The sequence below is a fragment of the Altererythrobacter chaiwopuensis genome (assembly GCF_054957755.1).
Window position 1 is genome coordinate 118810 of record NZ_JBTXJG010000002.1, and the last position, 21580, is coordinate 140389.

Annotated in this window: 22 protein-coding genes; 9 read left to right on the forward strand and 13 right to left on the reverse strand. The window is 62.6% G+C overall.

Features of this window, described 5'->3' with window-relative positions; translation table 11 throughout:
• Positions 1–48: 48 nt before the first annotated feature.
• A complete protein-coding gene (gene trxB, locus ACX2DJ_RS11155; protein WP_462572703.1) occupies positions 49–1023 on the forward strand; it encodes a thioredoxin-disulfide reductase in 975 nt (324 codons plus the stop codon).
• A gap of 22 nt (positions 1024–1045) precedes the next feature.
• On the opposite strand, the gene ACX2DJ_RS11160 is transcribed toward trxB, so the two are convergent.
• Genes ACX2DJ_RS11160 through ACX2DJ_RS11170 form a run of 3 tightly spaced genes read right to left on the reverse strand, consistent with a single transcriptional unit; the run spans position 1046 to position 2957 of the window.
• The gene (locus tag ACX2DJ_RS11160; protein ID WP_462572704.1) at positions 1046–1492 is read right to left on the reverse strand and encodes an MAPEG family protein; all 447 of its coding nucleotides are present in this window, start codon (positions 1490–1492) and stop codon (positions 1046–1048) included.
• Entirely contained in the window at positions 1489–1938 is a 450-nt protein-coding gene (locus ACX2DJ_RS11165; protein ID WP_462572705.1) for an MAPEG family protein, read from the reverse strand. The genes ACX2DJ_RS11160 and ACX2DJ_RS11165 overlap by 4 nt, the downstream gene beginning before the upstream one ends.
• Before the next feature lie 59 nt (positions 1939–1997).
• A complete protein-coding gene (locus ACX2DJ_RS11170) occupies positions 1998–2957 on the reverse strand; it encodes a threonine ammonia-lyase (protein ID WP_462572706.1) in 960 nt (319 codons plus the stop codon).
• A 201-nt stretch (positions 2958–3158) separates the two neighbouring features.
• Between ACX2DJ_RS11170 and ACX2DJ_RS11175 the strand changes: the two genes are divergently transcribed.
• From ACX2DJ_RS11175 to ACX2DJ_RS11185, 3 genes are all read left to right on the forward strand, one after another.
• The gene (locus ACX2DJ_RS11175; protein ID WP_462572707.1) at positions 3159–4382 is read left to right on the forward strand and encodes a saccharopine dehydrogenase family protein; all 1224 of its coding nucleotides are present in this window, start codon (positions 3159–3161) and stop codon (positions 4380–4382) included.
• A gap of 249 nt (positions 4383–4631) precedes the next feature.
• The gene (locus ACX2DJ_RS11180) at positions 4632–5810 is read left to right on the forward strand and encodes a carboxynorspermidine decarboxylase (RefSeq protein WP_462572708.1); all 1179 of its coding nucleotides are present in this window, start codon (positions 4632–4634) and stop codon (positions 5808–5810) included.
• A 183-nt stretch (positions 5811–5993) separates the two neighbouring features.
• Positions 5994–7214: a type III PLP-dependent enzyme gene (locus ACX2DJ_RS11185; RefSeq protein WP_462572709.1), complete on the forward strand. Its 1221-nt coding sequence runs from the start codon at positions 5994–5996 to the stop codon at positions 7212–7214.
• Positions 7215–7270: 56 nt separating this feature from the next.
• Here ACX2DJ_RS11185 and ACX2DJ_RS11190 read toward each other — a convergent pair whose 3' ends face one another.
• From ACX2DJ_RS11190 to murI, 6 genes are all read right to left on the reverse strand, one after another.
• The gene (locus ACX2DJ_RS11190; protein ID WP_462572710.1) at positions 7271–8047 is read right to left on the reverse strand and encodes a hypothetical protein; all 777 of its coding nucleotides are present in this window, start codon (positions 8045–8047) and stop codon (positions 7271–7273) included.
• Between the two features lie 88 nt (positions 8048–8135).
• The gene (locus ACX2DJ_RS11195) at positions 8136–8570 is read right to left on the reverse strand and encodes a hypothetical protein (protein ID WP_462572711.1); all 435 of its coding nucleotides are present in this window, start codon (positions 8568–8570) and stop codon (positions 8136–8138) included.
• A 215-nt stretch (positions 8571–8785) separates the two neighbouring features.
• On the reverse strand, positions 8786–9478 hold the full coding sequence (locus ACX2DJ_RS11200; protein WP_462572712.1) for a nitroreductase: 693 nt from the start codon (positions 9476–9478) through the stop codon (positions 8786–8788).
• An 80-nt stretch (positions 9479–9558) separates the two neighbouring features.
• Complete coding sequence (gene hemA / locus ACX2DJ_RS11205; protein ID WP_462573081.1) at positions 9559–10779, reverse strand: 5-aminolevulinate synthase; 1221 nt, start codon at positions 10777–10779, stop codon at positions 9559–9561.
• A 128-nt stretch (positions 10780–10907) separates the two neighbouring features.
• Positions 10908–11381, reverse strand: coding sequence for a hypothetical protein (locus ACX2DJ_RS11210; RefSeq protein WP_462572713.1), 474 nt, complete (start codon positions 11379–11381; stop codon positions 10908–10910).
• On the reverse strand, positions 11382–12182 hold the full coding sequence (gene murI / locus ACX2DJ_RS11215; protein WP_462572714.1) for a glutamate racemase: 801 nt from the start codon (positions 12180–12182) through the stop codon (positions 11382–11384). It abuts the gene before it with no gap.
• A 116-nt stretch (positions 12183–12298) separates the two neighbouring features.
• Between murI and plsY the strand changes: the two genes are divergently transcribed.
• From plsY to ACX2DJ_RS11240, 5 genes are all read left to right on the forward strand, one after another.
• Positions 12299–12889, forward strand: a complete 591-nt coding sequence (gene plsY / locus ACX2DJ_RS11220; RefSeq protein ID WP_462572715.1) for a glycerol-3-phosphate 1-O-acyltransferase PlsY — start codon at positions 12299–12301, stop codon at positions 12887–12889.
• Between the two features lie 16 nt (positions 12890–12905).
• Entirely contained in the window at positions 12906–14021 is a 1116-nt protein-coding gene (gene dprA / locus ACX2DJ_RS11225; RefSeq protein ID WP_462572716.1) for a DNA-processing protein DprA, read from the forward strand.
• 84 nt (positions 14022–14105) lie between these two features.
• Positions 14106–16634, forward strand: coding sequence for a type I DNA topoisomerase (gene topA / locus ACX2DJ_RS11230; RefSeq protein WP_462572717.1), 2529 nt, complete (start codon positions 14106–14108; stop codon positions 16632–16634).
• 92 nt (positions 16635–16726) lie between these two features.
• Positions 16727–16999 carry a hypothetical protein gene (locus tag ACX2DJ_RS11235; RefSeq protein ID WP_462572718.1) on the forward strand — a complete coding sequence of 91 codons (273 nt, stop codon included), beginning with the start codon at positions 16727–16729 and terminating at the stop codon, positions 16997–16999.
• Complete coding sequence (locus ACX2DJ_RS11240) at positions 16996–17580, forward strand: response regulator (protein WP_462572719.1); 585 nt, start codon at positions 16996–16998, stop codon at positions 17578–17580. The genes ACX2DJ_RS11235 and ACX2DJ_RS11240 overlap by 4 nt, the downstream gene beginning before the upstream one ends.
• Before the next feature lie 11 nt (positions 17581–17591).
• Here ACX2DJ_RS11240 and ACX2DJ_RS11245 read toward each other — a convergent pair whose 3' ends face one another.
• From ACX2DJ_RS11245 to lepB, 4 genes are all read right to left on the reverse strand, one after another.
• Complete coding sequence (locus ACX2DJ_RS11245) at positions 17592–18845, reverse strand: MgtC/SapB family protein (RefSeq protein ID WP_462572721.1); 1254 nt, start codon at positions 18843–18845, stop codon at positions 17592–17594.
• Between the two features lie 184 nt (positions 18846–19029).
• Entirely contained in the window at positions 19030–19926 is an 897-nt protein-coding gene (era, locus tag ACX2DJ_RS11250) for a GTPase Era (RefSeq protein ID WP_462572722.1), read from the reverse strand.
• A 109-nt stretch (positions 19927–20035) separates the two neighbouring features.
• Positions 20036–20707 carry a ribonuclease III gene (rnc, locus tag ACX2DJ_RS11255; protein ID WP_462572723.1) on the reverse strand — a complete coding sequence of 224 codons (672 nt, stop codon included), beginning with the start codon at positions 20705–20707 and terminating at the stop codon, positions 20036–20038.
• Positions 20704–21534 carry a signal peptidase I gene (lepB, locus tag ACX2DJ_RS11260; protein ID WP_462572724.1) on the reverse strand — a complete coding sequence of 277 codons (831 nt, stop codon included), beginning with the start codon at positions 21532–21534 and terminating at the stop codon, positions 20704–20706. The genes rnc and lepB overlap by 4 nt, the downstream gene beginning before the upstream one ends.
• Positions 21535–21580: the final 46 nt, after the last annotated feature.

Genomic DNA, 21580 nt, shown 5'->3' on the forward strand with positions numbered 1-21580 from the left:
CGGGGAACGACCGCCTAAGTCAGTCGCCGACACCAACAGGATTTCACTATGGCAACCCATCGTACCAAGATGCTCATCATCGGCTCAGGCCCGGCTGGCTATTCCGCCGCGATCTATGGCGCGCGCGCCATGCTCGAGCCGATCGTGGTGCAGGGCATCCAGCCCGGCGGCCAGCTGACCATCACCACCGATGTCGAGAATTACCCCGGTTTTGCCGATGTGATCCAGGGCCCGTGGCTGATGGAGCAGATGCAGAAGCAGGCGGAACATGTCGGCACGCGGATGATGTGGGATACGATCGTCGAGGTTGATCTGGCGGGCGGTCCGCCCTTCCGTGCAGTGGGCGACAGCGGCGATGAATACATCGCTGACAGCCTGGTGATCGCCACCGGTGCGCAGGCCAAATGGCTGGGCGTGCCGGGCGAACTGGAACTGGGCGGCAAGGGCGTGTCAGCCTGCGCCACCTGCGACGGGTTTTTCTTCCGCGGCAAGAAAGTGGCGGTCATCGGCGGCGGCAACACGGCGGTCGAAGAAGCGCTCTATCTCACCAACCATTCCGACGATGTTACCCTGATCCACCGCCGCGACGAATTGCGCGCCGAGAAGATTCTGCAAGAGCGGTTGTTCAAGTCTGACAAGATCAGCACGCTGTGGAACAAGGCGGTAACCCGTTTCGAAGCGGGCGAGGACGGTGCGTTGTCGCACATTGTGCTGCAGGACACCCAGACCGGCGAGGAATCGACCCTTGCGGTTGACGGTGCCTTCGTTGCGATCGGCCATTCACCGGCAACCGAACTGTTCAAGGGCAAGCTCCCCATGGACGCGAACGGTTATCTGCTGACCGAACCCGGCTCACCCATGACCGAGATTCCCGGCGTATTCGCCGCAGGCGACGTGACCGACCACACCTATCGCCAGGCGGTGACTGCTGCGGGCATGGGCTGCATGGCCGCGCTTGATGCCGAGCGCTTCCTGGCAACGCTGGATTTTGCCGCGAAGGAAGCAGCCGAAGCCGCGGAATAGGCGGCTCCGGCAATCTTCCGGGTCAGAAGTGGATGTCGAACACGCTCACGGAAGCGTGAAAGACCAGTGCGATCAGCACCAGGCTTGACAGCGCGAACAGCACGAAACGCACCAGCACCACATTCGCGGTTACCTGGATCAGCGAGTGGATCACCCGCAAGCCGACATAAATCCATCCGAGCAAGGCGTTCATGCCGTCGCCCTGGCCGATGATCGCCAGCACTATCGCCACCGCGTAGAACACCGTGGGCTGTTCGTGCAGGTGATTGTAATTGTCTGCCTTCCAGTTGACCCGATCGGGCAATTTCGTGCGCAGGACAGCACCGGTCGTGCCAACCAGTTTTGATGGCGGGCCGATATCCTGTGACTTGGACATTGCCGGAATGCGGGTGGCGTACATCCACAGCCACATCACCATGGTCCATGCCGCAAGTGCGACGACGGGTTGCAGGATAGCCATTCCGATCATGCGACAACTCCGGGATCGGCCAGCAGGGTCACCGACAGTGCACGAACTGCCAGCGCAAGCAGAGCCAGCGTCGAGAGAATGAACAGCATGAAACGGACCGCAACCACATTGACCAGGGCCTGCCAGAGCGAATGAATGATCCGCAGCCCGACATAGGCCCAGGCCAGCAGCACGTCGATCGCGCCAGCACCCATGATCGCAAGGATGATGACCGTGGGATAGAAGATGGTGGGCTGTTCCATCAGGTGTGTATAGTTATGTGACTTCCAGTTCACCTTGTCGGGGATCGCACCTTCGAGATCCTGCCCACGACCCCCGGGCTTGCTGTTTTTGAGGTCCATTCCAGACTTGGCCATCGCCGGAAAACGTGTCCCGGCGGTCCACATCAGCATGGCCAGTGACCACAGAACGAGCACTACAGCCGGGGCGAGTATTTGAGCTTGCATGGGTTTCCCTCCTCCTGGATGCGAAACTGCGCAGGCGGCGTTCAATTGTCAAACGCAACCTATGACCGGCCTGAGATGGTTTGCGCAAATGTTGGCGGATCGACATTGCCGCCGGTGAGCATGATGACCGTGTTTTCGTCTAGCGGTACCTTGCCCGCCAGTGCCGCCGCCAGCGCCGCCGCGCCGCCCGGTTCGACCACCAGATGCAGCTGTTCGAAGGCCAGGCGCTGCGCCGCGCGCACTTCCTCGTCCGTCACGGCAATGCCAGGCTCGCTGCGCCCCAGCAGGAGGTCGAGGTTGATCTGTTTGGTCGCCAGCGGCTGCAAGGCATCGCAAATCGTCCGGGGCGGGTTTGGCCCCTGGCGCACGATTTCTCCGGCGCGCAGGCTCTGGCCGATCTGATCCCATCCGGCCGGTTCCACTGGCACGATGGCGCTGTCCGGGCAGGCGAGGGCGAGTCCCGCCACAAGTCCGCCGCCGCCGCAGGGCGCAACGATCCTGCTGGGTTCGCGGCCCAACTGTTCGGCGATTTCGATCCCGGCGCTGCCTTGCCCTTCGATCACCCAGGGATCGCCAAAGGCGTGCACCAATACTGCCCCGGTTTCTTCGCAGATCCGGCCCGCGATTTCGTCGCGATCTTCGACCGGGCGCTGATAGATCACCATTTCGGCCCCAAGCGCGCGGGTGGCATCAAGCTTCACCTGCGGCGCGTCATGCGGCATCACGATGGTGGCGGTAATGCCCAGCCGCCGGGCTGCCCAGGCCACGCCCTGCGCATGGTTGCCGCTGGAAACCGCAACTACGCCCGCCGCGCGCTCCTGCTCTGAAAGTGCGGTCAGCCGGTGCCAGCCGCCGCGAATCTTGAACGCGCCGATCGGTTGCAGGTTTTCCGCCTTCACCCAGCAGCGTGAGCCAAGGATTTCGACCGGCAATAGCGGAGTGGACGGCAGGATCGCGGCCACCTTGGCGGCAGCTTCGATAACGCCCTCGCGGGTGGGCATATGAAAAGTCAAGTTCATGCACGAAGGCCTACAGGATGGAACACATGGAACACAGTCCTGACATTGGAATCACTCCCGGTTTTTTCGAAGCTGCAAGGATGGCGTCATAGGCCGAACATATCGACTCGCCGAGTGGGTAGGAAAGCGCCGGATCGATTTACGCACCCTGCGCATTGCCCTAGAGAGCCCCGCAAGATTCGAATTCGAAAGGTAGCCTTCATGTCCACAGTACTCGTCATCGGTGCCGGCGGTGTCAGCTCGGTCTGCGTCCACAAAATGGCGATGAACAAGGAGATATTCTCCGACATCCACCTCGCCAGCCGCACGAAGCGCAAATGCGATGCGATTGCCGAGAGCGTGAAGGCGCGCACCGGCGAGGCCGTGGCGACTTACGAGGTCGATGCCGAGGAAGTGCCGGCGATGGTCAAGCTGATCCGCCAGATCCAGCCCAGCCTGGTGGTCAATCTGGCGCTGCCTTACCAGGACCTGCCGATCATGGATGCCTGCCTGGAAGCGGGGGTCAACTATCTCGATACCGCGAATTACGAGCCCAAGGACGAGGCCAAATTCGAATACAAATGGCAGTGGGCCTATCATGACCGGTTCAAGCAGGCCGGGCTTATGGCGCTGCTGGGTTCGGGCTTCGATCCGGGCGTGACCAGCGTGTTCACCATGTGGCTCAAGAAGCACAAGCTCAAGACCATCCGCACGCTCGACATCCTCGATTGCAACGGCGGCGATCACGGCCAGCATTTCGCCACCAACTTCAACCCTGAAATCAACATTCGCGAAGTGACCGCGCCCGCGCGCCATTGGGAGGATGGCGAATGGGTCGAAACCCCGGCGATGCAGGTCAAGACCGAGTTCGATTTCGAAGCGGTGGGGCCGAAAAACGCCTATCTGATGTATCACGAGGAGCTTGAAAGCCTCGCCAAATTCGTGCCCGAGCTGGAGCGCGCGCGCTTCTGGATGACCTTCGGTGAGCAGTACATCACCCACCTCACCGTGCTGCAGAATGTCGGCATGACCAGTATCGAGCCGATCAAGTACAAGGGCGTGGAGATTATCCCGCTGCAATTCCTCGCCGCCGTCCTCCCCAAGCCGGAAACCTTGGGCGAAACGACCAAGGGCAACACCAATATCGGCTGCATCGCGACCGGTGAAGCGCTCGACGGCTCAGGCGAGAAGACGTTCTACATCAAGAATATCTGTTCGCATGAGGCCGCTTACGAGGAAACCGGCAATCAGGCGGTCAGCTATACCACCGGCGTTCCCGCGATGATCGGCAGCGCGCTGATGGTGCAGGGAATCTGGAGCGGTGCCAATGGAGAAGGGGGCGTGTTCAATATGGAGCAGATGGACCCCGACCCCTTCATGGACATGCTGAACAAGCACGGCCTGCCGTGGACGGTAGAGGAGCTGGACGGGCCGGTGGATTTCTAGTTTTGTTTCACGCAGAGACCCACACCCTCTGCGGACTCCTTTCCTCTGCGGTCTCTGCGTGAACCAACAAAGGCACGATATCAGACATGCAAACCAAAGCAGGCGATCCGGGCCAACTCGTCATTGCGAGCGTAGCGAAGCAATCCAGCTTCGGACCCCTCGCTTTATTGCAGCGTCAGAAGATGGATTGCCGCGTCGCCCCGAAGCAAGTTCGGGCCTCCTCGCAATGACGGACAAGAGTAAGTGAGTATGCAAACCAAAGCAGGCGATCCGGGTGCCTTCGCCCACTTCGACCTCAATCGCGTCGACAGCCCCGCATTCGTGGTGGACGCGGCGAAGCTGCGCGCCAATTGCCAGGTGCTGGCGGACATTCGCGATGCGGCGGACATCAAGGTGCTCGCCGCGCTCAAGGCGTTTTCCATGTGGTCGACCGCGCATATCATCGGCGAATATCTGGACGGGGTGTGCACCAGCGGGCTGTGGGAGGCGCGGCTTGCAAGCGAGTTCTATGATGGCGAGATCGCGACCTATTCGGCCGCCTACAAGCCCGAGGAACTCGAGGAAATCTGCCGCCTGTCAGACCATGTGATCTTCAATTCGCCCGATCAGTTGCGCCGCGCCGCGCTGATCCTCGAAAATGCGCGGGCAGGGGGGCAGGATTTCGATGTAGGCCTGCGCGTCAATCCGCTGGTGCCGACCGGTGAAGTGACGAAATACGATCCTTCCTCGCCCGGATCGCGGCTGGGCTTCCCGCTCGACCAGCTGACCGAAGAGCATCTGGAGGGCGTGGACGGCATCCACTTCCACAATCTGTGCGAGCAGGATCTGGAGCCGCTCAAGCGCACCTGGGATGCGGTATTCGACGTGATCGAGCCGTATTTCGGCCAGCTCAAATGGATCAACATGGGCGGCGGACACCATATCACCCGCGCCGATTACCAGCGCGAGGAACTGGTCGAATTCCTGCGCGATGTGAAGGCAGATACCGGGGCCGAGCTCTATCTGGAGCCGGGCGAGGCGGTGGCTCTCGATGCCGGCATCCTCGTCGGCACGCTGCTCGATACCGGCTGGAACGGTATGCCGGTGGGGATCACGGATATCTCCGCCACCTGCCACATGCCCGATGTGATCGAGGCGCCCTATCGTCCTGCCATGCTGGGTGAGCTGGAGGACGCGGAGATGCTCCCGATCCGCCTCGGCGGGCCGTCGTGCCTGGCTGGCGATGTGATCGGCGATTACCGGCTGCCGGTTCCCGCCGAACCGGGCGCGCGCTTCGCCTTTCTCGACCAGGCCCATTATTCGATGGTAAAAACCAATACTTTCAACGGCGTGCAGCTGCCATCGATCTATCTGTGGGACAGTGACAGCGACGCACTCGAGCTGGTGAAGCGCTTCGACTACGAGGATTTTCGGAACCGTTTATCCTGACAGCGTTGGTTAGGAAAAGCCCGTCGAAAGATTCGCGTTTCCCCGGAGGGAATCCGCGATTTTCACTTGCGATTCGTCGCAGACGGCCTATATGCGCGCCTTCGCTGCCCCAAGGGGACTTCCTAACCGCAAGGCAGCTTGTCGTTTCATGGTTTCAACAAACCGTTTTGGGGGTCCCTTGAGTTGCACATCTATCCTGACGACGTTTTTGTAGATGCACGGGCTGTAGTCCGCGACCTCCGTCCGGACGAACCCGTCATCCTCAACCGCCCGCATGCTGCGGCGCGCGCTGCCCGCTTCTTTATCGAGAAGTTTCCGGGCAAGTCGCTCTATGCGGTGAAGGCGAACCCTTCGCCCGATCTGCTGCAGGTGCTGTGGGACGCGGGGATTACGCATTATGACGTCGCCTCGATTGCCGAGGTGCGGCTGGCGCGTGGCCTGTTGCCCGACGCCATCTTGTGCTTCATGCATCCGATCAAGACGCCCAGCGCGATCCGCGAAGCCTATATCAAACACGGCGTGAAAACCTTCAGCCTCGATTCGGCTGAGGAACTGCACAAGATCGTCGAGGCTTGCCGCAATCCTGAAACCGGTGAACCGGCGCGCGATCTGCGGCTTGCGGTGCGCCTGCGCGTGTCGAGCGAATATTCGGAGCTTTCGCTGGCGAGCAAGTTCGGCTGCGATCTGACCGAAGCGCCTGCCTTGTTGCAGGAAGCGCGCCAGCATTGCGACTGGCTGGGCATCTGCTTCCATGTCGGCAGCCAGGCGATGAGCCCGTTTGCCTTTGTCCAGGCGATTGATCGCACCCGCGCCGCCATTGCCGAAGCTTCGGTGGTGATCGACATGATCGATGTGGGCGGGGGCTTCCCCAGCGCCTATCCGGGGCTCGAGCCGCCGCCGATGGAAGATTACTTCGCCATCATCGCCCGCCATTTCGAAGCGCTGCCGATCGCTTACAACGCCGAGCTGTGGTGCGAGCCGGGCCGCGCGCTGTGCGCCGAATATTCGAGCATGATCGTGAAGGTGGAAAAGCGTCGCGGGGAAGAGCTTTACATCAACGACGGCGCTTACGGCGCGCTCTACGATGCCGCGCATGTCGACTGGCGCTTCCCGGTGGCTGCGCTGGAAGACGATTTGCGCGATCCGCCGATGGACTTCGCTTTCTACGGTCCGACCTGCGACGATGCCGACTATATGCAGGGTCCATTCGCGCTGCCGGGTGATATCCAGGCGGGCGACTATATCGAGATCGGCATGCTTGGCGCTTATGGCGCGGCGATGAAAACCGGCTTCAACGGCTTCGGCAATGCCGAGCAGGTCGTCGTCACTGACGAGCCCATGATGAGCCTCTATCGCGGTGACCGCGTGCGTCCCGAAATCGATAATGTGGTGAATTTGCGCTAGGCGAACAAGAACCCCGGCAGAGTTGCCGGGGTTCTCGCTGGTGTAACCTGGCTGGCTTACTGCCCGAAGCGGTAAAGGATCTGCACTCCGCCGCCCAGATCGGGGCTGCCGTCGGCAAAGCCGGTATAGCCATAACCCTGCAGGCGCAGTGCCTGACTGAGTTCGAAGGTCAGCGAACCGGTCAGCTCGCTGATGTCGGGCGAAGTCGGCGTTGAGCCCTGACGCCAGTCATAATCGAGGCCCAGCATCACCTTGTCCATCGTGGCATAGATGCCCGCGCCGCCAAGCCACACGTCGCGCAGGTCAAACAGGTCGCTGCTGCCATTGAAGCGCCGCCCGCCATAGGCACCCACGCTGACCGCGCCGAGGCTGTGGAGGACTTCACCCTGCGCGGTGAAATCGGTGCTTCCCGTGCCGAGGAACTTGGCCTCCGAAGCCGTGGGCAGCTTGACCTTGCCGACGGCGTCGAACCAGGTGCTGCTGCCGATTGGCATCGAATAGCCGGCAGTCAGCCATAGATCGCCAATGCCGCTGCGCGAAGTCACGGCGCCGCCGGGGCCGGTGTTCACCCCGCCATCGCCCGGAATGACGCCCGATGGCCCCTTCACATCAAGGTATGAAATCGAGGCCTTGAGGTAAAAATTGTCGGCCTGGTATTTCAACCCCACCGGGATCGCCAGAAAGTCAGTATCGATCGTGTCACCATAATCGCCCGAGGAATAATCGATCCCGGTATTGATCTGCACATATTCGTCCTGGGCCAGGGCCGGAGTGGTCAGCGAAGCCGCAGCTGCCAGCGCGGCAGCAAGTGCTACATGTTTGTGGTCCCTCATCGATATTTCCCTTTGCGCTTATGTGGCGCGGGCCGCGCCCTGGCATGCATCATGCCGCGCGGCCCGCCTCGTCAATTCACCCGGCGAGTTACGGGCGGCCACCCTTTTCAGGCTTTTCCGGTTTCTCGGGCTTTTCGGGTTTCTCGGGCTTTTCCGGCTTTTCAGGCCGCTCGGCCTTTTCCGCACGGGCAACCCGCTCCGGCCGCTCATGGGTCACGACCGCGCTGCTGCCTTCCTCCTTGGTGATGGTGTGGAAATTGCCCGACGGCGTCTCCACCGTCTGCACGAAACCGGTGGTGACGGTTTCGAGCACCGGGGCACCGTTCTCGTCGAGCACCGGTTCGCCGTTTTCGTCAAGCACTTCGCGTTCTTCGGTGATTTCCTCGCGGGTGACGGTCGCACCGCTGGGTTCCTCGGGCGTTTCGGCCTCCGGGTCGGTCGTGCCATCATCCTGCGCGACAAGGGGCGAAAGACCCACGAATGCGATCGACGCGGCTGAAATGGTTAGAAGTGATCTTTTCATGCTGTCCTCCAAAGGGCTGGCGCTACGGGCTTCGTATCACCTGCAAGCGGCATGGGAGGGAAATTGCACTTACCCGACCTGAACGAGAAGAGTTAACGCGTCCGACTGTGGGGTTGATGCGACAAGGCGTCGCATTGCCGGCGGGGCCAGCGTGGATATGGCCCCGGCTTGCGCGTGCCGGAGCATCTCGCACATTTCAGGACAGATTTGTCGCCTTACTCAAACCCCACGAAGCGCACGGCTGCAGTAACCGGCTTGCGGTGGCTGATCACGGCATTCGCCGGGAAGTCCGGGTCAGGCCAGCCCATCGCCACTGCCTTCATGATCACCTGATCGTCAGGGATCCCGGCGTGTTCGCGCACTACGGGTGATTGCATGATGCCCTGCGAGTTGATGACGCAGCCAAGCCCTCGGCTCCAGGCGGCGTTGACGAGCGCAGTGGTGACGGCCCCGCAATCGAAGGCGGTATCGTCGCTGCCCGATAGTTCGCGGTCATAGGTCACGATCACGCACACCGGCGCATCGAACTGGCGGAAGCCGCGCAGCACCCAGTCCTGCCGCCGTTCCTTGTCATCGCGCTCGATCCCCATCGCGCCGAACAGCTGCTTGGCTACCTCGACCTGTCGTTCGCGATGGACTCCCGCGAACGGTTCCCCGCGGCGGAATTCGCGGCTGTCAGGTTCGCCTGCCAGGATGCGTTCGGTGTTGCCCCGGCGGATGCGGTCGAGCGGCTCGCCGGTGATGACGTGGAAATGCCAGGGCTGGGTGTTCATCGAGGTGGGCGAGCGCATCGCCAGTTCCAGCACCTCCTCGATCAGCTCGCGCGGCACGGCACGATCAAGGTAGCCGCGAATGCTGCGGCGCCCGCGCACGATCTCTTCAAAGGTCTGCTCTGGTGTACCGCTCACGGAAATCTCCCCTGCTTGGTGCGGCGAGAGCTAGCGCAGGATTCAGGCATCGCAAAATACGCTACGGCAATGCAGATATTTCAGGCGGCTCGGCGCAGTTCCAGCTCCAGCCGGTCCCAGATTTCCACCAGCGCTTTGGCCAATTCGTCCATCATCGCTTCGTTATGCGCCGGGCCGGGGGTAAAGCGCAGCCGCTCTGTGCCGCGCGGCACGGTGGGGAAATTGATCGGCTGAACATAGGCGCCGTATTCGGCGAGCAATATGTCGCTGATCTTCTTCGCGCGCACCGGATCGCCCACCATCAGCGGCACGATATGCGTCACGCTGTCCATTACCGGCAGGCCGGCATCGCGGAATTTCTGCTTGAGCAGGGCCGCATTGGCCTGCTGCGCGTCGCGTTCCTCGCTCGATTGCTTCAGGTGCTTGACCGCCGCCAGCACGCCAGCGGCAAGAACCGGCGAGAGCGAGGTGGTGAAGATGAAGCCGGGGGCATAGGAACGGATGCAGTCAATGATCTTGCGGTCTGCCGCGATATAGCCGCCCATCACGCCGAATGCCTTGCCCAGCGTGCCTTCGATAATGTCGATCCGGTGCGCGGCCTCGTCCCGCTCCGAAATCCCGCCGCCACGGTTGCCATACATGCCCACGGCGTGCACTTCGTCGATATAGGTGAGCGCGTTGTATTTCTCGGCCAGGTCGCAGATCGCGTGGATCGGGGCGATGTCGCCGTCCATCGAATAGACGCTTTCAAACGCGATCAGCTTGGGCGTTTCAGCATCTTCGGCGGCGAGCAGTTCCTCGAGATGCTCGATGTCGTTGTGGCGGAACACGCGCTTCTCGCAGCCCGAATTTCGGATGCCCGCGATCATGCTGGCGTGATTGAGCTCGTCGGAAAAGATCACGCAACCGGGCAGCAGCTTGCCCAGCGTCGAGAGCGTGGCGTCATTCGAAACATAGCCGCTGGTGAACAGCAGGGCGGCATCCTTGCCATGCAGATCGGCCAGCTCATTTTCCAGCTCGACATGCATATGCGTGTTGCCGCCGATATTGCGCGTGCCGCCCGAACCGGCGCCAACATCATGCAGCGCAGCTTCCATCGCCTCGATCACCTTGGGGTGCTGGCCCATCGCGAGGTAATCGTTCGAACACCACACGGTGATCGGCTTTGGCCCGTTGTGGCCGTGGAAGCAGCGCGCGTTGGGAAACGCGCCCTTGTTGCGCATGATATCGATGAAGACGCGGTAGCGCCCTTCCTCATGCAGGCGATCGATCGCCTTGTCGAAGATCTGGTCGTAATTCACGCCGTCGTCCGCTTCGCTGCTGCAGCCAGGGCTGCTGTCCAAACGTGGCGGATTTAGGGCTTTCGGTTGCGTTTTGCCACTGCGATCTTTGCGAACGACTCGCAGTTTGGCTGGCGGTTCGTGGCGCGTTATTTCGCGGCTGCGGGAAAGGCGGGCAGCGGGTCGGAATCGTCCTTGCGCCAGAACTCCGGCCTGACCGATTCGATGAAGCCCGCTATCTCGGCACGGATCGTGAGCCACAACTCTCGCTCGCCCTGCGCACCGGGGGGAATTGTCTCCATCAGCTCGCCCAGCACCGCGTCGATCAGGCCGATATATAGGTGCGGGCCGATCACCAGCGTATCCTGGTGATGGACGATGGTGGTGCCCTGTTCGATCTTGGCAATGGCCGGGTTTTCCGCCCATCTCAGCAGCAGGAAAACGGTTTCCGCGACCATCCGCCCCTCAAGCTCGGCCTGATTGCCCAGCCCGTGATGGATGAATGAGGTGCGCGCATCGGGCATGTGCCGGTAATACCGCTCCAGCACGGGCGCGGTGATATCGCCTTTCTGCTCGGCCAGCCGGGCCATGCTCGTTTCGGCCAGCGCCATGCGGGTGGCCATTCAGAAATGCTCCAGCCGCTCGATCCCGTGACGGGCAAATTGGGGCGCCAGCGTTTCGAGGTCCGCCAGGGGGCCGGTCGTCACCGCCAGGTCGGGCACGGTGCGGGCGAAAACCTGCCCCTCGGTCAATTGCACGATCCGCCGCGCAATTCCCGCCGCCCCGTCAACCAGCTGCACATCGGGGCCGAAAGCCTGCGCCAGCTCCCCCGCCAGCAGCGGGAAATGGGTGCAGGCGAGCACGACCGTGTCGATCGATTCTCCATCCGGCATGGCGCGCAAGGCATCTGCTGCAGCCTTGATCACCGCCATGTCCACCGGCAGCCCGCGCAGCTTGGCCTCCGCCGCTTCGACCAGGCCGGGCGCGGCGTGGCGCAGCAAGCGGTGGCCGTTGCCAAATTCGGCCTCGAGCCGGTCAACATAGGCCTGGCGCACGGTCGCTTCGGTCCCCAGCAGCCCGATCACCCCGCTGCGCGACTGCGCGGCGGCAGGCTTGATTGCGGGCACCGTGCCAACCACAGGGATCTCCAGCACTTCGCGCACCATGCCCAGCGCGATCGTGCTGGCCGTGTTGCAGGCGATGCAGACAAGGCGCGGGCGATAGCGCTCGCTCAGCCGGCCCAGCAGGCCCGCGACGCGCGCCGCGATCTGCGCCTCCGACTTGTTGCCATAGGGAAGGCCCGCCAGGTCTGCGGCATAAATCACCGGGGCATCGGGCAGCAGTTTGCGAAGCTCGGCCAGCACGGTCAGCCCGCCAACGCCGGAATCGAACAGCAGGATGGGGGAGCTGGCATCAATCGTCATTCTTACTCCGTCCTGACCCTGAATTTGCCATAGCCCTGTTCTTTTCTTTTGCTGACAAACCATTAGAAGAAAGGACAACCCTTCGACAAGCTCGGGGTGAACGGTTAGGAATTTTGATGGGTACTGAAGTAATTCTGGCAGCATTGCTCGGCTATCTGCTCGGCTCGATCCCCTTCGGCCTGCTCCTGACCAAAGCCGCCGGATTGGGCGATGTGCGCAGCATCGGCAGCGGCAATATCGGCGCCACCAATGTGCTGCGCACCGGGAACAAGGGGCTGGCCGCTGCGACGTTGCTGCTTGATCTGGCCAAGGGTTTTGCCCCGGTGTGGATCGCGGGCGAGCTGTGGGGCGGACCAACGATGGCCTTCGCCGCCGGAGCAGCGGTGATCGGCCACTGTTTCCCGGTGTGGCTCAATTTCAAGGGCGGCAAGGGCGTGGCCACCAATGCCGGGGTCAGCTTCGGGCTCGCCTGGCCGATCGGGCTCGCCTATGCGCTGGTGTGGCTCAGCGTGCTGGCGATCTTCCGCATTTCCTCGCTCGCGGGAATGAGCGCGGTGGTGGCCGCAGCGGCCGCCGCGCCGCTGTTTGGTTATCCCGACTATTTCCCGGTGCTCGCGGCAATCGCGGGCCTGATCATCTATCTCCACCGCGCCAATATTGCGCGGCTGATGAAGGGTGAGGAACCGCGCCTGGGCGGCAAGAAATGATACGAACGGCCCGCTGATGGAAAGCGCAGGGTCGCAACCGGTGCTTTCCCAGGAAGAAGCATTCGCACGCATCCGCTTGCTGCGGTCGCCCAATATCGGCCCGGTCAGCTTTCGCCAGCTGCTTGCCCGATTCGGCGATGCGAGCACTGCGCTGGAGGCGCTGCCCGATCTGGGCAAGCGTGGGGGGCGGCAGTATCGCGCGGCGCCGGAGGAAACGGTCGAGCGCGAAATCTCTGCCGTGCGCCGGGCGGGCGCGAAATATCTGTTCCACGATCAGCCCGATTACCCGGCGATGCTGGCCCAGCTCGACAGCGCCCCTCCCATAATCACCTATCGCGGAGACGCCACGCTTGCCGCGCGGCCATGTGTCGCGATGGTCGGCGCGCGCAATGCCTCGGCCGCTGCGATCAAGCTGGCGCGCGAATTCGCCAATGCATTGGCGCAGGCGGGCTTCACCGTGGTTTCAGGGCTGGCGCGCGGGATCGACGGGGCGGCGCACCAAGGCGCATTGCCTGCAACCATCGGCGTGATCGCCAGCGGGATCGACATTGCCTATCCGCCGCAGCACCAGGATTTGCAGGATCGGATCGCGCGCGAGGCTTTGCTGCTGGCCGAACAGCCGCCGGGAACCGAGCCCAAGGGTAGCCATTTCCCCAGCCGCAACCGCATCATTGCCGGGATGGCGGCAGGCACGCTGGTGGTCGAGGCTGCGCCCAAATCGGGTTCGCTCATCACCGCGCGGCTGGCGGGCGAAGCGGGGCGGGAAGTCATGGCGATCCCCGGCAGTCCGCTCGACGCGCGATCGCAAGGGTGCAACCAGCTGATCCGCGACGGCGCGGTGCTGGTGCAATCGCCCGATGATGTGATCGAGCTGCTGAGCGGCTTTGACGGCACGCCGCGTTCCAGCTTCCGCGAGGAGGCGCCAGCGTTTGATTATGATGTGGATGAGCTGGCAGAGGCAGAACCGGCCGACATCGCATCGCTGCTTACCACCGCGCCCATCGCGGTGGACGAGCTGATCCGCCAGGCGGGCGCCGGTGCGGCGGCGGTGCAGATGGCGCTGCTCGAACTGGAGATTGCGGGCATGCTGGCACGGCATGCGGGCGGGCGGGTGTCCCTTAGTACTGCCTGATCAACCCTCTTGACGAAGCGCGAATCCCGGCCCCACCTTCGCGCGTGTGTACACGTATACGCGTAGGGGCTTCAAAAAACCGCAATGCAGCTAGTCATCGTCGAATCGCCAGCCAAGGCGAAAACCATCGAGAAATATCTGGGCGGGGACTTCAAGGTCCTGGCCAGCTATGGCCATGTCCGCGATCTGCCGCCCAAGGACGGCAGTGTGCGCCCGGACGAGGATTTCGCGATGGACTGGGAGCTCTATCGCGACAAGCAGAGCCGCTTCAAGGAAATCGCCGACGCCGCGAAGAACGCCACCCGCCTCATTCTCGCGACCGACCCTGACCGCGAGGGGGAGGCGATCAGCTGGCATGTGCGCGAGCTCTTGAAGAAGCGCAAGGCGCTGCCTGCGAAGGTTGACCGCGTCACCTTCAACGCGATCACCAAGAATGCCGTGACCGAAGCGATGAAGAGCCCGCGCGATCTCGACCAGCCGCTGATCGACGCCTATCTGGCGCGCCGCGCGCTCGATTACCTGTTCGGTTTCACACTTTCGCCGGTGCTGTGGCGCAAACTGCCCGGCGCGAAAAGCGCGGGGCGCGTGCAATCGGTGGCGCTGCGCCTGATCGTTGACCGCGAGCGCGAGATCGAAGCCTTCCGCGCCGATGAATACTGGTCGGTGGTGGCGAAGCTCGAACAGGACGGGACCGAATTCGATGCCCGGCTGGTCAGGTTCGAAGGCAGGAAGCTGGAAAAGCTCAGCCTGGGCAACCAGGGCAGCGCCATGGCCGCCAGGGCCGCAGTCGAAGGCGCGCGCTTCACGGTCGAGGATATCGAGACCAAGCCCCTGAAGCGCAATCCCTCGCCGCCGTTCACCACTTCGACCCTGCAGCAGGAGGCCGCGCGCAAGCTGGGCTTTTCCGCCAGCCACACAATGCGCTGCGCGCAGAACCTCTATGAAGCGGGCGCCATCACCTATATGCGCACCGACGGCGTGCAGATGGATGCGGGGGCGATCATGGCCCTGCGCGAGGCGATCGGCGAGCGCTATGACAGCGCCTATCTGCCCGAAAAGCCGCGTTTTTATGCCACCAAGGCCAAGAACGCGCAGGAAGCCCATGAAGCGATCCGGCCAACCGATTTCCGCCGCGATGCTGCTGGTTCGGGCGATGAAGCCAAGCTCTACCAGCTGATCTTCAAGCGCGCGATGGCAAGCCAGATGGCCGCCGCCCAGCTTGAACGCACCACGGTGACGCTGCGCGATCCTACCGGCACGCATGAATTGCGGGCGACCGGCCAGGTGGTGAAATTCCCCGGCTTCTTCGCCGTTTATCAGGAAGGACTTGATGACAAGTCCGACGATGAGGAAGACGGCCTGCTGCCGGTGCTGCGCAAGGGCGACAGCCCGCTCAAGAAGGGCGTCGAGGCCAACCAGCACTTCACCCAGCCGCCGCCGCGCTTTTCAGAAGCCTCGCTGGTCAAGCGGCTGGAGGAGCTCGGCATCGGGCGCCCATCGACCTATGCCTCGACCATCCAGACTTTGCGGGACCGCGACTATGTGCGGATGGAGAAAAACCGTTTCTTCGCCGAGGAATCGGGCCGTTTGCTGACCGCCTTCCTCGAGCGCTTCTTCCCGACCTATGTCGCATATGACTTCACCGCCGGGATGGAAGACGAGCTCGATACGGTTTCCGACGGGCGTGAGGAATACAAGGATCTGCTTTCCAAGTTCTGGGCGGACTTCAAGCCCAAGGCCGACGAGGTGATTGAGAAGCTGCCATCGGAAGTGACCGAGGTGCTGGACGAATATCTGTCGGACTATCTGTTCCCGCCGAGCGAGGATGGCACCGATCCGCGCATGTGCCCCCTGTGCCGCGATGAAGGCCGCGAGGGCGGCCGGCTGGCGCTGCGCGGCGGCAAGTTTGGCGCTTTTGTCGCCTGCAACAATTACCCCGAATGCAAATATACCCGCCGCTTTGCGCAGCCGGGCGGCGAGGGCGGAGCGGGCGAGGACGACGGCCTGATGGGCACGCATCCTGAAACGGGTGAGGAGATCCACCGCAAGACCGGACGCTTCGGCCCTTACGTGCAGATGGGGGACGGCAAGGAGGCCAGGCGCGCCTCGATCCCCAAGGACATCGACGATTTCGATCTCGGATGGGCGGTGAAGCTGCTCGATCTGCCGCGCATTGTGGGCACGCACCCGGAAACCGGCCAGGAAATCGAAGCCGCGATCGGGCGCTACGGCCCCTATCTTCGCCACGACGGCAAATACGGGAAGCTGCAATCGACACGCGACGTATTCGACGTGGGGATGAATGCAGCGGTCACCATCCTGGCCGAGGCAGCCAATCGCAAGAATGGCGGGGAAGGGCGGGCCAAGGCCGAGCCGATCAAGACGCTCGGCGTGCACCCTACCAGCGGCGGCGAGATCAAGGTGATGCCGGGCCGCTATGGCCCCTATGTCACCGATGGCACGACCAACGCGACCCTGCCCAAGGACGTGAAGCCTGAAGATGTTACCGAAGCGCAGGCAGTCGAGTTGATCAATGCCCGTGCGGCCAAGGGGCCGGCCAAGAAAAAGCGCAAGAAATCAACCGCGAAAAAGAAACCGGCAAGCGCAAAGTAACCATTATGCGTCGGGGCGTGTTCACTGCGGCTTGTTCGTAAATCATCAAGGATTGCGCGTTACTGGTTAACCCTCATCAAGGGTTTGCGAGCGTGATCGAGATCGAAGTCCAGAACGAGACCCACCAGACGCAATCACGGCTGCGCTTTGCCGCAGTGCCGCGGATTGGCGAAGGCTTGCGTCTGCGCGAGCCGGACGGGATCTGGGCGAGTTATGACGTCCTCGACGTGTGGTACCAGAAGGCCGAATATGGCGATGTCTGGATTCCGTTCCTCCATGTCCGCATGACACCAGGCGAAGTTGCGCCTGTGCACCCGCAGCAAGGCTTTGACGCCAAAGGGGAGTTCGTGCCATTCAGAATTTGATCAAGCGGTCCGCCGGCCATAGCGCCGGAAAGAAAGGCCGGGCACTCGAAGGCATGACGCTGGCGGAAAAGCTTGCCGCAAACCGCTACGAGGCGGAGGCCGATGCGAGTGACGAGGTAGAGCCGGAGGATGCCGAGGCAGTGGAGTCAGGCACCGATGCCATCGTGCGCGCAGCCAAGGCAATGCGCGACGTGAACGAAACGCGCGCCGCGCGTGTGCGCACATGCCTGGTGGTGGATGACAGCCGCGTGATCCGCAAGGTGGCAACGAAGATTGCGACCAGCCTTGGCTTCAATGTGCTGGAGGCGGAGAATGGCGAAGAGGCATTGGCCTACTGCAGGCGCGCCATGCCTGATCTCGTGCTGACCGATTGGCAGATGCCGGTGATGAGCGGGCCTGAATTTGTCAGTGCCTTGCGCGCAATACCCACGGCGCATCCACCCAAGGTGGTATTCTGCACCTCGAAAGGGGCTGCAACTGATATCCATGAAGGGATCGCGGCGGGCGCGGACGATTACGTGACCAAGCCGTTCGACGAAAAGGCACTTGCAGCTAAGCTTGAAAAGCTTGGCGTCAGCTGATTGTCTGACACCTAAATCCGTAGATAGCCGATCAGAAGACTCGCGGCCAGCGCCACCATGCTTGCGCCCAATGCCCAGGCGGCTTGCCTGGCTGCGGCGCGGCCATAGGTAATCGTTACGCCCAGCTTTACGCTCATATTGGCCATGATAGTGCCTGCTATCGCCAGCGCGGCGAGCTGCGCGCTGATCGTGCCGGGCTCCAGCCCTCCGGCGGTGATGATCGAGGCGTCGACGTCCATGGTGCCCATCAGGAACAGCAATACGGCGATACCTTGCTCGCCGAAACTTTCCTGTGCCCAGCGTGCTGCCACGGCTGCCACAGCAACGAAGGCGACGAAGCCGAAAGCCGGGAGCAAGGCGATCGGGTTGCCCGGCGGGGCAGGGCCGCTGCTGTGTTCAGATTTGCGGTAAAGCCAGTAGCTCACGCCAAAGGCAACCAGCACTGCTGGGGACAACACTGTCACGAATGGTACCAGCAGCGGGGTGGCGATCAGCGCCACCAGCACGATCACGCGAATAAACATGACTGCTGTGGCCAGCGCGATTCCGGCGTTTTCAGCGCCGCTTCCGTGGCCAGCCCCAAGCCGCTGGGAAAAGCTCTGCGTCACTGCGGTGGAGCTATAGGCTCCGCCGATCACTGCCGTCGCAATCGTTCCGCGTTTGGCGCCGAAAATGCGGTTGGCGACATAGCCCAGGAAGCTGAAGCCGGTGACGATCACCACCACGAGCCACAATATTTGCGGTTCCCACGCGTCATAGGGGCCATAGCGCCCCTCGGGCAGGAAGGGGAACACCGCCAGCGCGATCACGGCATAGCGGGCAAAGGCTTTCACATCCTCGGCGTCGAGCGCGCTGACGAAATTGTGCAGTTCGGCTCTGAGCGCCAGGATCAGCGTGACCACCGCACCGCCCGCGACCGCCAGAGCCGGCTCGCCGCTGCCACCCAGGAAGCCGAGCGCCAGCGTGACAATCGCGGCAATGGCCGATGTCGCATCGGGCTTGCCGTCGGCTCTGGACGCTTGTGCATAGCCAATCGCAATTACCGCCGCCGCGCCGATCACGATTGCGCCGGAGGCGATCTGATACTGTAAAGCGGCAAGCAAGCCCGCGAGCCCCGCCACCAGCCCCAGCAGGCTGAAAGTGCGCACTCCCGCAACCCGCATGCCTTCCTGTGCGCCCCGCAGGTTCCATCCGCGCTCAACGCCAACCAGCAGGCCGACCGCGAGGGCGGAACCAATCTGGAGAAGCACTTCGGTGGAGGGCATGGGGGTTTGTAGTCAGCGCCTCAATCCGGGCCAAGCGTGAAATTGATCGGCTTACCCATGCTTGTCATTGCGAGGAGCCTCGTCAGAGGCGACGTGGCAATCCAGCTTCGAACATCCGCGAGAGGGGCTACCTCTGTATCTGGATTGCTTCGCTGCGCTCGCAATGACGAAATGGGCAATTGGGCTACCGTACCCAGTCGAGCCCGATTTCCTCGAAAATCTCACGGTCCTCGGCCCACTTCTCGCTGACCTTCACATGCAGGAACAGGTGGACCTTCACGCCCAGCATTTCGCTCAGTTCGGCACGCGCGGCCTCACCAATCGCCTTGATCCGTGACCCGCCCTTGCCAAGGACAATCGGTTTCTGGCTGTCGCGTCCGATCACGATTTGCTGGTGGATCTCGACGCTGCCGTCGGGCCGGTGCTGATAGCTTTCAGGCCGCACGGCCGAGTCATAGGGCAGCTCTTCATGCAATTGGCGATAGAGCTGTTCGCGGGTGACTTCGGTGGCTAGCAGGCGTTCGCTCGCATCCGAAACCTGATCCTCGGGGTAATGCCACGGCCCCTCCGGCATCAGCTTGGCCAGCGCCGCCTTCATTTCAGGAACGCCGTCACCCGTCAGCGCGGAGACAAAGAACACATCGGCGAAATCGACCTTGCTGCCAAGCTCTTGCGCCAGTGCCAGCAGCGGCTCCTTCTTCGCCACATCGACCTTGTTGAGCACCAGAAACTTGCGCTCAGGGCGCTTGGCCAGCGCTTCCAGCAGTGGTTCCAGTTCGTGCCGCCGCTGCTTGACCGGATCGACCAGCAACAGCACGGCATCGGCCGCCTCGGCGCCTTCCCAGGCCGCGCTCACCATCGCGCGGTCGAGCTTGCGCCTGGGTGCGAAAATGCCCGGTGTATCGACCAGGATCATCTGCACATTGTCGTGCAAGGCAATGCCCAGCATGCGCGCGCGGGTGGTCTGCGCCTTGGGGCTGGTGATCGCGACTTTCTGGCCCACCAACTGGTTGACCAGCGTGCTCTTGCCCGCATTGGGCGCGCCGATCACTGCCACTACGCCGCATTTTTGATTGGTCATTGCATGACTTCCTCGCCGCTGTTCTTCCGCTGCGCTCCAGAGCGGCTGCGGACGGCCGCTTGGCCTTGCGAAACCTGTCGGTTTCGATCGTGTGGCTCCATCAATTCCTTCATGCATATTGCTCCATAAAGGCGGCGGCGGCGAGCCGCTCGGCCTCTTGCTTGCTGGCGGCGGTGGCTTGTGCCTCGCCGACATTCTTTACGCTGACGCGCACGGTGAACCGCGCCGCATGGTCCGGCCCCTCGCGCGCAACCAGTTCGTATTCAGGCGGCCTGCGCTGGTTGCCAGCCGCCCATTCCTGCAGCGCGCTTTTGGGATGCTTGGTCTTGCCGGCTCCGCCAGTGAATTGCTGCGCCCACAAGGTGCGGATCAGATCGCGCGTCGGGGCAAAACCGAAGTCGAGGAAATGCGCGCCCAGCAGCGCTTCGATTACATCGCCCAGGATATTGGTGCTTTCGCGCGCGCCATCGTCGCGCGCCTGCTTGCCCAGGCGGATATGGTCAGGAAGGCCGAACTCGGCGGCGACCCGGGCGCAGGTCTGGCGGCTGACCAGCGCGTTGAGGCGCTGCGACAGCGTGCCCTCGGCGGCCTTGCTTTCTTCGAACAGCCATTCCGCCATCGCCAGGCCCAGCACCCGGTCACCCAGAAACTCCAGCCGTTCATAATTCACATTGGCCGCCATGCTGCCGTGGGTAAGCGCCGCAAGCCAGCGCGGCTCATTTTCGGGTGTGATGCCAAGCCCTGCCAGCCAGTCGCGCGTTTCAGCGGAAAGCTCGGTCACAGCAGGTCCCCGATGCGGCTCCAGCGCGCAGATGTGAACCAGGTCCACGGCTTGATCCATTCGGCGCTGCCATCGGTTGACCACATGATTATTGTCGCGCGGCCCACCAGCAGATCTTGCGGCACCAGGCCCACCCCGCCGCCGGGCCGGGACTCAAAGCGGCTGTCCTGCGAATTGTCGCGATTGTCGCCCATCACGAACAGGCGCCCTTCGGGCACGATCAGCGCGCGGGTGTTGTCGACCGGGCGCTCGCCGAAATCGATCACTTCATAGCTTATGCCCGAAGGCAGGGTTTCGCGGAACCGGGCATAGCGGCAGGTCACGATGCCAGCCGCATCTTGCTCGCGTGCGGCGGCAGTGGCGCAACTGGTATTGGCGGATGCGGGGATCACGAAATCGCCGATTCGCTCCTTCGCGATCGCTTCGCCATTGAGCACGACCTGCCCGCCCACCATCGCCACGCTATCGCCCGGCAGGCCGATCACGCGCTTGATATAGTCGCTGCCGTCGACCGGATGCTTGAAGATCACCACGTCGCCGCGATCGGGCTGGCTGGCCAGCACACGGCCGGGGATCAGCGGCAGTTCGAACGGCAGGGAGTATCTCGAATAGCCATAGGGCCACTTGGCAGCGAGCAGATAGTCGCCATTCCACAGCTGGGGCAGCATGCTTTCGCTGGGAATCGAGAAGGGCGAGAACACGAAGCTGCGGAATATCAGCACCACCAATGCCAGCTTGAGCACGAAGGCGGCAAAACCGCCCCAGCTTTCGTGCTGCTGCGCCGCCTCGCCGGCCAATGCATTCGTATCTACAGGGTTCCCATCCATCGCCCACGTCCCTAATCGCGGTGACGCAAGTTGTGAAAGGCTTTTC